This is a genomic window from Halobacillus sp. HZG1, assembly GCF_035818575.1.
GTDB lineage: Bacteria > Bacillota > Bacilli > Bacillales > Halobacillaceae > Halobacillus > Halobacillus litoralis.
This window is the reverse complement of the sequence record NZ_JAYLVQ010000086.1, coordinates 79,990-92,532: the sequence shown is the minus strand read 5'-3', so window position 1 is coordinate 92,532 and position 12,543 is coordinate 79,990. Positions and strand designations below refer to the sequence as shown.

The following is a 12,543-nucleotide window of genomic DNA, read 5'->3' as shown; positions in this document are numbered from 1 at the left end:
CTGATGTATTACCTTATGTGCGAATGGACTCATTTAGAACTTTGGAATTTTTGAAAGGACCCTTTCAAGATCCTTGACGTTTTCTGGTCGTTCAAGATGAGACTGAATCTGTATAAAGTGATCCGCTGCATCTTCTTTCCATATGTTCATACATTCCATGTATCTTCTTTTCCACAACTCTGTATAATGATCGACGACTAGAGATTCAAGCGCATCCAATTGTTTTTTCAATTCAATAGTAAGGATGGCTGACATCGATTCCCGCATGTCTTCCTTCTCATTTCTTTCAAAGAAAGCTTTAGGATTTCTGAACAATTTACGCAGTTGCGCTTTTTCTTTCTCATGAATGTCAACTTCCCCACTGAGAATAGGGAGAGGAAAGCTTCCTTCTTCTATCCCTGACAGTTGAAGAGTGGGACGAATTTTGTATAGCTCACTTTCGATACGCTCTTTGGTTTGATTCACTAACTGGTCCATGAAGTGCTCCATACGCACGCAAACCGCTTTGACTTCCTGAAGCATTTCAAAACTCAATTCCTCAAGAAGCTGTTTCTGAGCCACTTTCAATGACTCCTTTTCGTCTCCTTGGTTCTGAATGGTTGCTGGATTGAAGTGCCGCTTGAACAAATCATTGAAATTAAGCATCATTCGTTCATGAACAAAGTGAATCTGTTTATTGGCTTTGTTCTGTATGGCATCTTCTGCACCCTGGTCGAAATTCTTTTGAAGACTTTCAGAGATATGGTGGTGTTCTTTTTTACTCTTTTCTATTTCTTCAAGGCGCTCTTGGTCGTTCAGTTTACTTGCAGCGATGAAGTTCTCAAGCACCTGTCTGACACTCTTAATATCCTCATTGATTGCATGAATCATGATCTCTGAAAGGTCTTCATGCAGGAAAGAGTGAAAGCTTTCTTCAAAAGCTTGAATACCTGAATCCTTTTCCGCTCCTCCCATCTTCTCTTCCAGAGCTTGCAAACTTGAGAGGGAGAAAAGTTTAGGGTGACGAATTTGAAATTCGTTCAATTGACCTTTCACATAACTTTCCACCTGTTTTCGTTCCTCTTCGGATGAGGCCAAATCAGCTGCATTAATAAGGAAAAACATCTTATCCAGACTGAAACTATCCTTCACACGGCCTAATTGCTTAAGGAAGGCTTGATCAGCATAGGAGAATGGATGATTGTAATAGGTAACAAATAAAACCGCATCCGAATCCTTGATGTATTCAAAACTCACATCTGTATGACGCGCATTGACAGAATCTGCTCCGGGTGTATCGACGAGAGTCACTCCCTCTTGCGTCCACGGACAGTCATAGAAAAGTTCCATAGATTCGATGAAACAGGATTTCTCTTCTTTGGAAACATACGAAGAAAATTCATCCCATGAGACATCGATGCGTTTCCCTAGATTGTTTTTCATACTCGGATAACCGTCTATGAAAGCGCGTAAGAACGAATGTTTCTTATGGTCAAGCGGCTGCCAGTCCGTTTCATTCAAGCTTTTAGTTTTCGCATGAACATCTTCTAATGTGGAAGCGCTGAGATTAAGGGATTCAAGAATGGGAGATAAATCTTCAAACATCTCTTCTTCTGTCTTAATATAAGCGTCAATGGACCGATCTTTCTTATCTGAGCGGGGTGGCGAAATTTTATTGATCGTCGCTGTCGTCGGATTAGGCGAAACAGGGAGCACCAAATCTCCAAGCAAAGCGTTAGCAAAACTGGATTTTCCTGCACTGAATGCTCCAAATAAGGCAATCGTAAAATACCTGTCATCCAGGCGGTCCCGTTTTTTCTTCAATTGACTATATAAGCGCTTAGTCCCTTCCAGGGAATGGATGTTTTCCAGCGTTTCATCCGCCCTGTGCAGGGCCTCTTCAATGGAAGAACCACTGTTTTTAGAAGGCGCGGGATGAGGCGGAAGGTCTTCTTCTTCAACGGCCGATGATTCAATCCGAATTTCATCCACATTTTTATGAACGAGTTTCTCTTTTCGTTGCTTCCAGGATTCACGGATCCCTGCAGCATTTTCTTCCGACCTACCTTTTTCCAGATACTCATCTAGGTGGTGACGGTAGTTTTTAATCCTTTCATTCAGTATTTCCAATTGTTTATCTATTTCCTGTATGTTATCAGCCGCTTCAAATACTTCTCTGTGCTGATCTGCCATTGCTTGTTGACTGGACGCTATAGCCCGAAGGAATAATTGCTTCCATTCTTGTATGAAGCGTCTCGTTTCCTTTTGGATATCTTTGGCCACATCATCGGTATAGCGTAAAACATAGGAACCCGTGACAGACGCGCCTCGTTCGACAAGAGCATGTAAGCGTTCCTTCGGGTAATGAAAAGCCTCTTTTTGAACCTTTTCAAGCAGGTTCTCATCGCTCACTGAATAATGTTCCATCAGCTGAACCATTCGTTCACGAAGTGGCCAGTACAGGTTTTTCTCCACAGACTCTGTAAGCTTCTTATAAAACGCTTCCTCTCTTGCCAACCGTTCTTCTTCTGTTTTCTTTTGTGTAAACAGAATACCTACCTTAAAGTCCGGTTGTACCGACTCTAAATAAGCCTCCGCATATTCACGGAGGGAGCTCGGCATAAGATAAGCGTTTGATATGAATTGACTGACTCTTTCCTGAAAATCTGCTTCCGCCTTTTCATAAAGAACTTGCTGTTCTTCAAGCTCTTTAAGATGAAAAGGGCTTTGTTTGATCGTTTCTTCCCATTTTTCCTTTTCTTCTCGAAGTTGGGCCATCTCATTTTCAATAAGATCCGAATACTGCCTCACCGCTTCTTCAGCGAGCCACTTCACCTGTGTATCCGCTTGTCTCTCCAATTGGGAGGATGAGAAAAGCGTACGGAAATCCTTCTTCAACGTTTGAAACTCATTGAAAGGAAGAGAATAATCTCTTAAAGATGTAAAATAGATTTCTTCAGGAGAGATGCCCCACTTCTCAAAGGCGTTTGTTACTGTTTTTTGATAGGCTTCAAAGGAAAGTTCTCGTTCTACATGTTTATCCACCTGGTTGATGACTACGGAAAAAGGCGTCTGACGTCTTTGCATTTCCAGTAAGAACGTGAGGTTCACTTCAGACTGTACATGGTTATAATCCATGACATAATACATGTAATCCATTAAATGAAGAGAGGATTCAGTGATCAACCGATCGGCGTCATTCGTTGAATCCACCCCGGGTGTATCGACAATCGACACATGGGAAGGCAGGGACTTTCCTGGTTGTGAGATTTCAAGTCCAGTAATTTTCTCTCCATCTTTACAGAGCGCCTTGATGGTTCCAAGATCAATCTCTGCATCATAACGGACGATCGATCCATCCTGGAAATAGACAAGCGTATAAGGATCGCCTGTCTTCAAGCGGACAATATTCGCACTGGTGGGAATAGGGCTTGAAGGGAGAAGATCATTTTCTAATAATGTATTGATCAGTGTCGACTTTCCAGCTGAAAAATGACCAGCAAAGCCGATGATCATTTCTTCTTGAATCAATTTTTCATACAAATCCAATACTTTCTCTTTTTGGTCTTCATCCCCTTGATCTTTTAAAAAAGCGTATAAATTCTGAATTTTATCAATGCTTAGATCTGTCAAATGGCTCATGTCTTGTCTCCTTTGCCGTACAATATCCTCCCTCATTCTACTCTTAAGAGCTGTGTTTACTCAAGGGGGAGATACTTAAAACGATGGAGTATCCATATAGGGAATCGTTTCATCCGTATCCAATGCCCCATGAATCCTACCAGGAAGAGAAGGGCTCCCATTCAGCCAATCCTTAAATGAGATCCTGGATGGTACCGTATCTCCACCGAGTCCAAAATGAAGAGTCAATGATGCAGGACTGTAGCAGGCTGTGTGAATGGTACCGCTCCATTGTTTATAGCCATGAGAAAAGATGGGTCCGTAAGAATCATTTAATAAATGAAAAGCCTCTAATCCATTAAGAACATAGGCTTGACGGCTTTTGAGGTCATCCAGTCTCTCGTGTGTGTCTGATAGATGCCTGCGGTTTTCCTTAGCCATTTCAGTGAAATGATTGGTACAAGCCGTCCCCTCCTTTACACTAACCCCTCGAGGAGACCCTTCAATGATTTTAGACGTGCCTCCCGCATCAAAAACGACATAGTTAAACGAGTGTCTATGAGGAAGTTTTTTTAAAAGGTGAACCGCTTCCCTGGTCGTTTTACATGTTTCTAAGACCATTCGTGTCAGTAAACAACATATAAAGCCGTCTCCGGGATGAATTCTGTTCACGAAATTATACCCAATACACAGACCATGTTCGTTCATGCCGTCAGTGCGTCCTATAATCCGCTGTGATGGTCCGATGCTTGCATATCCATCCTTGGGTTGAAACAAAACTAAGCGCCCCTCATACGTTGTGGGGTGGTAATCATAATTTCTCGCAAAATATCCGTTTCCCGTTAAAATGGAACAGCCCGAACCTTCCCAATCCTGCTGATACCCACTGTATTCATGAATGACTTCAGCCAGCGGCCACTGTAATCCTTCAGCAAGGCCTCTAAGCTCTTCAAAGAGACCTTTGCAATAAAAGTCCATTTGTTCCTTAACTACTTTAATGTCAACATCATAGCGAAGCTTTGAGCGTTTTCGTCTTTGTTCATGATGTTTATACAACAGCGTACGTTTTAAACGCTCTCCTTGTACGTACCCGAAGTCATCATGTCGACCGCGAAAAGCGATCAGCTGAGAAAAAAAAGGTTTCATTTTCCTGCCCACATCTTATGCAGCTCGGGATGATGGAGGATATGGTTGTGATCGACTCCTTGAATGATGTCGACCTCAACATTCCACTGCTCCTTCACATACCGTTTGAACTTGTCGTGTAAGAGAACCTCATCCTCACTCCCCACATAAATGGACACTCGATCTTTTATATCAGTCAATAAATGGGAAGGGATTTTTTCGAGAAACCTTGAGATGAGGAGGCGGAAGCTCAGCGTTAGTTTTTCACTTTTATTAAACTCATCCGGAATTTCCGCAACTGTCCGATTATTGAACCGATGGATATTCATCTTATACAAAGTCATGAGTAGCATGACTTTTTTGTCGAACACCGTATAATCAACATCGGTTCGATCGGTAGACTGCTCTGTCGCATCATCATGGTAGACAGGCAGAGTAGGATGAAAAAAGGGAGCGATAAATAAGTATTCGCTCGCTGCACTGTTGTTTTTTTTAATCAACCTTAACAAGTTCGCGCATCCCATGGAGTGTCCGGCCAGGGTGATTTTTTCATAGCCTTTCTTTTCAATGAAATGAATGAAATCAAATAAATCGTCATCATACTGGCCTATATATTCAAGGTCCCCTCTCCTTGGACTCTGATCGTATCCCCTTAATACAGGAAAATAAATGTCAGCTTCACGGAGACATTGATCAGCAAACGCTTCATGATGATGATACTCAGCGGTGATTCCATGGACCATAATAATGGCTTCTTTGGATGATGGTCTCTCCTTGAGGACTGTATATTGCAAACGTGTGAAATCTCTTGTCATATAACCAGACCACTTGGCGTCTGTCATTGTCTCCATCCCTTTCTTTGCAAGTACGTTTTAAACTCAGGCACTTTCCATTCTTCCATGAATTTATATTCTATGGATTTCATGTAGTTCTCAGAGAGGTATTTCAACCCTCCGCGATGAATTTCTTCTGCATAATGGAAGGGAGGTGCAATCTCCGCTTTCTTTTCTATGACAGTGAACGAAAGAGCCTGAAAGGTGATTCCATCGTCTCCAGTCACATGAACAATCGTTGGTCTATAGACTCTCGTTTCCACCCCTTCTCTTTGATATAAATATTCGCGTGCCTCCTTTCCAACTTCATAGACCACCCCTTCTACGTGATCCCCGGGATGTTCAGTAATATCGGCTCTTGAACCGTCTTCAAAATGAGTGGAAAAGGCGAGCCTGTATCCATTGAGCTCTCCCTTTCCTTTAATAGATGTAAAGAGATGGTCTACTCCGTGGTCGCATAGCCTGGAATTGTCCATACATGAACCATAGGCAAAATAATGAAGGCGATCTTTTTGAATATAGCGATGGACCTTCCAATCGTGATTATGGACAGCTTCACCTTTAGCTTCACGGGGCCAGTAATAGACAAACGCTTCAGAAACTCCATGAGGTGTGGAAACTTCACTCCTCTCACGTACAAAATAAGGGTCCTCCGAAAGAGTAGAATAGCCTTCTAACTGATCCAACTCCTTCAGTAATGACGAGGGAATCTCGTATAATTCTCCATAAGTAATCTCCTCTTCACTCTTCACTAAAAGCGGATAATAAGAATGGCCAGTATATAACTTTCCTTTCACAAAAGCTTGTTCTGAGAGACATGTTGCTTCTTTCATAAAATGATGATTCTCCTGGTTTTTGCATAGAGAACCGTAAACAAAAACGTTCATTCCATTGTTCCTCCTACTACAGATCTTTAGCTGATAAAAAGTTCTTCGTAGATCTTGCATGAATCACTGCGTTTTGTACGGCTGTTTCCACCGCTCTTACAGCCATGACACCAAGGCTGTTATAATCACAGGAAATTTTTCCTGATCCCATAAAAAACAATGTATCGCCATCCACAAACGTATGGGAAGGACGAATGGTGCGTGCAAGTCCGTCATGGGACATGGCCGCCAGTTTATTTGCTGCTGGTTTATCTACAATTGCATTTGTAACGACCGCACCAATGGTCGTATTCCCTCGAAAACGGTTCGTCCTCCCTTCCAAAACTTCATCCATCATCACATCTTCACTATTTAAGAAGGTTCCCTTTTTCTGCATACCGGCGATTATTTGACCGGTTTCCGGGTTGACGACATCACCAAAACAATTAACGGCGACGACAGCTCCCACTTTCACGTTTCCGATTTGAATGGCAGAGTACCCTAACCCACCTTTCATACTGAAAGAAGGTCCTTTTCCTTTTCCGACGGTCGCCCCTGCACCTGCTCCGAAATTCCCCTGTTTTAAATGGGAATGATGAAAAGCAGATGCTGCAGCTTCATACCCCATTGTAGCATCCGGGCGCATGTCCTGGCCGTCCTCTCTTAAGTCAAACAAAATTGCCCCAGGTACAATGGGAACTCGAGTTACTCCGACATCAAAACCGACTCCCGCCTCTTCCAAATATTTCATTACTCCTGTACCGACCTCAAGACCAAAAGCACTGCCTCCAGCCAGAAATACGCCGTGAATATGGTCGACGAGGTTTTCGGATTTCAACGCATCGGTCTCTCGTGTACCAGGAGCACCGCCCCGGACATCGACACCTGCCGTGGCCCCCGCTTTATTCAGGATGACTGTACACCCTGTGTGATGATCTTCACTTTCTTTTTGTCCAAAAAAGAATCCTTCTATATCAGTAATTTCAATCTCCTTCACTTAAAACCACTCCTTCTAAAGGTTTGCTGTATTCTATTTGTGGGGAAACAAGAGGATAGATGAGGAGGTGTAAGAATGGAAAACAATCAAATAACCGTACACGGCCATGTTCAAGGCGTCGGTTTCCGTGCAGCTACCAAACAAATCGCTGAACAAATAGGTATTTCAGGATGGGTGAAAAACCAACCTGACGGCACCGTTCTTATTGAAGCGGAAGGGGAGCATGGGAAACTACAAGAGTTTATAAAAAAAATCGATGAAGGTCCTACACCTTTTAGTAAAGTCGAAGCTCTCGACGTGAAGAATAAGGATATAATCAACCATTATAAAAAATTTAAAGTTGTACAATGAAGATGACCGCATCCCTGCGGTCATCTTTTTTTCTTTTTACTTTTGATGCATTGGACGAACAATGACTTCATTTACATTCACATAAGAAGGCTGGGTCACAGCATAGGAAACGGCGCGGGCAATGTCATCCGCTTCCAGAGGGTCCATACTACGGTTTTTGAACATTTCAATGACATCTCCGTCGGTAATGTGGTCGGTAAGCTCCGTATCCACTGCCCCAGGAGAAACATTGGTTACACGTACACCTGATTTCGAGAGTTCTTTTTCCATACCCATCGATAGGGCTTTCACAGCATATTTTGTCGCGCTGTAAACGGTACTGGATGGAAAGACTTCATGTCCCGCAACGGAAGAAACATTGACGATATGGCCGGACTCCTGTTCAATCATTGTAGGAAGACTTGCATGGATGCCATACAACACCCCTTTAATATTGACATCGACCATCTGCTCCCATTCATCTACATGATCATTCTTTAAGAAGGAGAGCAACATGACTCCTGCATTATTGATGAAGAGGTCCACCGTGTTGAACGCTGATTTCGTTTCGGAAACAAGCTTCTCAACATCCTCTCGTTTCGTTACATCTGTTTCTATTACTTTCGCTTCTACATTGTATTGTTCAGTAATTTCCTCTGCTAATTCATTTAACTTCTCTGCTCTTCGGGCGGCTAATACGACATTTGCACCTTCATCCGCTAAATGATGAGCAATGGCTTTGCCGATGCCGCTGCTTGCCCCTGTTATAATCGCTGTCTGGTTTTTTAGTTTTGTCATAATTTATGTCCTCCCTTGTTATGATTCCTTTTCTATCTACCCTGCATAAAGAAAAAATATTCACACAAGAACCAACTGACCCCTGATGAGGGCTTTACCCTTCCAGATATTAAGCAAATGAAATCTTTGATTCAGATGTGCTTTTGGACGGTTGGCTGCTACATCAAACCACTCCCTCTACCTCTTTTACTACAGGGATCTCTTGAAAGTAATTCTTCAACAAAAACTATCTTTAGGGAACAAAGAAAGGCTGGTATAAAAAAGACCGCCTCTTAGGTTAAGAGACGGTCTGGTTATGATACTTATTGTTCTTCAAAGAACTTACGGTTAATCTCGATGTATGGAGTTTCTTCTTCTGGTACCTCGTCTTCGATATAAATCGCTTCAACTGGACACACCGCTTCACACGCACCACAATCTATGCAAATCGCAGGGTCGATATAAAACATATCTTTCCCTTCTTCGATACAATCAACTGGGCACACATCCACGCATTCACCAGCTTTTTCATCTTTACAAGGGGATGTGATTACAAATGCCATATCTATTTCTCCTCCTTTTATAGAATTTCGTGTGCTTATAAAATACTATTCACCCTTACCGGCTAAGATAAACACCACAATATACTATAACGATTTTGATAAAAAATCGCAATTCCCGTAGTGGTTCGACCTTTTTCGCATCGAACGAAAAAAGAAAGGGGAAGAATGGAATCAGTCTTCCCAAATTCGTTCGACTGTATATTCTCCTCCTTGTTTTTGCACAAGAAAAACATCTGGACGGGAGAGACGCTTCCATTCATAAAAACCGATTTCACGGTTATATTTCTGCAATAATAAGGCGAGCAAATTCCCATGAGTAACAAGGAGAACGTTTCCACAATCCTCATTTTCAAGTTCATCAATCAGCGAAAGGACACGTTTTTTCGCTTCAGAAGAGGATTCTCCTCCCGTTAGTTTCAGTTCAGGGTCGACGAACGTATCATGCAGGACTTCTTCCCAATCATCCAGTGGTTCATGGCTTAGGACACGCTCCTCTAAACGTTCATCCATTTCGATGGTCACATTATTTTTTCTGGCGAAAGGCTTGATCGTTTCAATCGCCCGTAAATAAGGGCTTGATAAGATACGATCGATGTTATGACCGTAATTTTCTAAAAAAGTCGCAAGCATTTGGGCCTGTCTGATGCCCGTCTTTGTTAGTGGGGAATCTTCATGTTGACCTTCCGTTTCACTGTGACGCACTAAAAATAATTTCTCCATTGCTACCCATCCTCCCCTTTCCATCACTTATGTCCATTATGGCTGATGGAACGAGTGTTGACAAGGAAAGTTGCAGAAGACATCACTTCCGATAGACGCACTTTCCTCTGTGCCATGTTTCCAGTACTTGTATATCCTTCAACTTTTCAGGTTCTATTTCCTCGGGATGCTTATCTAGTATTAAAAAGTCGGCTTGATAACCAGGTTCTATTTTACCCTTTTCCTTTTCTTTATATTCAAGCTCTGCTGGAGTTTTTGTAAATCCAAGGAAAGAATCCTTTACACTTAACCTTTCCTGAGGCATCCATCCTCCTTCAGGGTTTCCGTTAAGATCTGTTCGATTCACAGCCGTAAACATGGTCGTAAACGGATTCAATGCACCGATGGGCAGGTCAGAACTTAAGGTTATTGGAATGTGCTCTTTCAAAAGGCTTTCAAAAGCATCACAGTAAGGTAGAAGACTTTCTGGTGTCCATTTCCCTTTCTCGCTCCACTCATCCAGAAGGAAAGAAGGTTGTGTTTCAATATAAGGTTTCAACTCTCTCAACCGGGCAATCAAATCGGGAGCTAGTGTCTGGGCATGAATAATCCTGTGTCTTAGGCGTTTAGTAGCTTCTCCTGATTTTTCAAGAGCCGTAATTGCCTGCTCAACAGCCCGGTCGCCGATCGCATGCATAGCGACCTGCATATCATTGTCGCTAGCATATTTAACCATTTCATCGAGCTGTTTCTGAGTATAAATCAAACGACCGTTCTCACTTGGTTGAATGGGATAAGGATTCCTCATAGCTGCCGTATAAAGGCGCTGAGTACCGTCTAGGAAAATTTTGAAAGACCCGACCTTTACTCGAGGTGTCCCCTGACCGGTACGGTGATCATTTTCATCACAATAGGTCTTCATATCCTGGATATCAAATACGTAATGGTGAAGCTGGGCATCGATCGGCAGTTCTTCCTCTTGTTCCAATTCTGTATATGCCTGCCACAACCGCTTATAGGACCCGATAAAGTTAATGTCATCTGTATGGACAGATGTGATGCCATATTCGTTCAAATGAGGCAGAGCTTTCTTTAAGGCTTTTTTTGCATCCTCCGTCGAGCGTCCCCAAAAATGGTGCTTAATGTAATGAACCGCTGTATCTTTGAAACGGCCATTCCAATTTCCATGTTCATCTTTTTCTTTAAATTCATCCGGTTCTTTTTTGAAATTCTCTTCTTCTTTCAATAGTTCCATCGCTTGTTCACTGATGACACATTCATGGCCGTCCTGATGCATGAAGTACATATAGGCATTCACTTGGATTTCATTCAGGTCTTTTGCTGTTAAAAGGTGGTCGATATCGTCAAAGTTTCCATCATTGAAACCTTTTCCGAAAACCCAGTCGTATTGTTCTAGTTCATCATAATGGTTCTCAACAACAGCCTTCATTTCTTCCCAGCTCGTCACTTGCGTAAGGTCTAATTCTTTTTTTAACAACCCGTAACGGAGCAGATGCATATGACTATCACTAAAGGAAGGAGAAAGGACACGTCCCCTCCCATCTATGACATCCTCCTCTCCACTATAAGGTGACTCGTAGATGGCCTCAATCTTCTCTCCTTCTACTTTAATCGCATAAGTGCGGTCACTCTCATAGGTTTGATAGGGCTGGTAGATTCTAACGTTATCCAAAATCATGGCATGCTCTTCCTTTCAAGTATTTTCTAATTACCATTACCCCACTTCATCTTTTAAATAAACATGGGAACAAATCCCTATAGGGAAGATCTTTTAAGAGCTTCACAGCATACTTTTAACCATACAAAAAGCCAGGGAACGCATCCCTGGCTTTTGATCATTTACACTTCTTTGAAATATTCCTTATAGAAACCGCCCATGCGGCCGGAATTATCAATGACAAAGTAAAACTCTTCACTTTCGTTTTTCACATCATATACTTTGCCTGGAGTCAGTACATTGTTCACAACGAATTTTTTTGCATCGTTATGAACGCATTCAATTTGTTTGATGGTTTCATTGTTTTCCCAATTTTTGTGAATCATAGAGCATCCTCCTTGGTTTCTGTGTACCTATCATACAATGAACGAAGGGATGACTCAATATAACAGATGATTAAAATTGATCTTTATACCACTCGGCCGCTGCCCTTACTTCACTTTCTGTCAATTGATGCCCCATACGTTCCCAATGGACAGTTACATTCGCACCAGCCGCCGCTAATAACTCCTCTAAATCTTTTGTTTCTTGAGCTGGACAGATGGGATCATTTTCACCAGCGCCGATAAAAACAGGAAGTCCTGATTGTTCAGGAATTTCAATGCCTCTTCTCGGAACCATCGGGTGAAACAGCATAGCCCCTCGCAAACTTCCTTCGTAATGAAAAAGAAGGCTTCCCGCGATATTCGCTCCATTGGAATACCCGACAGCAATGACCTGCTTACGATCGAATCCATACTCATTACTTGCATCAGCAAGGAAATTATTCAATTCATCCGTTCTTTCAATTAAGTCTTCTTCATCGAAGACACCTTCTCTTAATCGTTTAAAAAAACGAGGCATCCCATTCTCTGATACATTCCCTTTTACAGACAGGATAGATGCATCAGGGTCGATCATCTTAGCTACAGGAAGCAAATCTTGTTCTGTTCCGCCTGTACCATGAAGAAGCAACAAAGTGCGTGCTGAATTTCCTTTTTGGAAGATATGCTTCATATTCATTGTGCTTCATTCC

12 protein-coding genes are annotated in these 12,543 nt (G+C 42.3%); 1 reads left to right on the top strand and 11 read right to left on the bottom strand.

All coding sequences use genetic code 11. The features are described from left to right. Positions 1–33: 33 nt before the first annotated feature. The 5 genes from VKA52_RS19585 to VKA52_RS19565 form a co-directional block, all read right to left on the bottom strand. The gene (locus tag VKA52_RS19585; RefSeq protein WP_326316921.1) at positions 34–3,621 is read right to left on the bottom strand and encodes a dynamin family protein; all 3,588 of its coding nucleotides are present in this window, start codon (positions 3,619–3,621) and stop codon (positions 34–36) included. Positions 3,622–3,696: 75 nt separating this feature from the next. After that, the gene (locus VKA52_RS19580; protein ID WP_160913429.1) at positions 3,697–4,746 is read right to left on the bottom strand and encodes a C45 family autoproteolytic acyltransferase/hydolase; all 1,050 of its coding nucleotides are present in this window, start codon (positions 4,744–4,746) and stop codon (positions 3,697–3,699) included. After that, a complete protein-coding gene (locus tag VKA52_RS19575; protein ID WP_326316920.1) occupies positions 4,743–5,576 on the bottom strand; it encodes an alpha/beta hydrolase in 834 nt (277 codons plus the stop codon). Before VKA52_RS19575 ends, VKA52_RS19580 begins: the two co-directional genes overlap by 4 nt. Beyond that, positions 5,564–6,445: a gamma-glutamylcyclotransferase gene (locus VKA52_RS19570; protein ID WP_326316919.1), complete on the bottom strand. Its 882-nt coding sequence runs from the start codon at positions 6,443–6,445 to the stop codon at positions 5,564–5,566. The genes VKA52_RS19575 and VKA52_RS19570 overlap by 13 nt, the downstream gene beginning before the upstream one ends. Positions 6,446–6,461: 16 nt before the next feature. Then, the gene (locus VKA52_RS19565; RefSeq protein WP_326316918.1) at positions 6,462–7,421 is read right to left on the bottom strand and encodes a P1 family peptidase; all 960 of its coding nucleotides are present in this window, start codon (positions 7,419–7,421) and stop codon (positions 6,462–6,464) included. Positions 7,422–7,496: 75 nt separating this feature from the next. Between VKA52_RS19565 and VKA52_RS19560 the strand changes: the two genes are divergently transcribed. Then, entirely contained in the window at positions 7,497–7,772 is a 276-nt protein-coding gene (locus VKA52_RS19560) for an acylphosphatase (protein ID WP_326316917.1), read from the top strand. A 36-nt stretch (positions 7,773–7,808) separates the two neighbouring features. Here VKA52_RS19560 and VKA52_RS19555 read toward each other — a convergent pair whose 3' ends face one another. The 6 genes from VKA52_RS19555 to VKA52_RS19530 all read right to left on the bottom strand — a co-directional run bounded on the left by VKA52_RS19555 (position 7,809) and on the right by VKA52_RS19530 (position 12,524). After that, positions 7,809–8,549, bottom strand: a complete 741-nt coding sequence (locus VKA52_RS19555; protein ID WP_326316916.1) for an SDR family oxidoreductase — start codon at positions 8,547–8,549, stop codon at positions 7,809–7,811. A gap of 302 nt (positions 8,550–8,851) precedes the next feature. Then, complete coding sequence (locus tag VKA52_RS19550; RefSeq protein ID WP_089652514.1) at positions 8,852–9,091, bottom strand: indolepyruvate ferredoxin oxidoreductase subunit alpha; 240 nt, start codon at positions 9,089–9,091, stop codon at positions 8,852–8,854. A gap of 171 nt (positions 9,092–9,262) precedes the next feature. Next, on the bottom strand, positions 9,263–9,811 hold the full coding sequence (locus VKA52_RS19545; protein ID WP_326316915.1) for a histidine phosphatase family protein: 549 nt from the start codon (positions 9,809–9,811) through the stop codon (positions 9,263–9,265). A gap of 82 nt (positions 9,812–9,893) precedes the next feature. Then, positions 9,894–11,489 (bottom strand): amidohydrolase, encoded by a 1,596-nt coding sequence (locus tag VKA52_RS19540; RefSeq protein ID WP_326316914.1) that lies wholly within the window; start codon positions 11,487–11,489, stop codon positions 9,894–9,896. 161 nt (positions 11,490–11,650) lie between these two features. Further along, positions 11,651–11,854, bottom strand: coding sequence for a DUF6501 family protein (locus tag VKA52_RS19535; RefSeq protein ID WP_089652517.1), 204 nt, complete (start codon positions 11,852–11,854; stop codon positions 11,651–11,653). 70 nt (positions 11,855–11,924) lie between these two features. Then, positions 11,925–12,524, bottom strand: a complete 600-nt coding sequence (locus VKA52_RS19530) for an alpha/beta hydrolase (RefSeq protein WP_326317092.1) — start codon at positions 12,522–12,524, stop codon at positions 11,925–11,927. Positions 12,525–12,543: the final 19 nt, after the last annotated feature.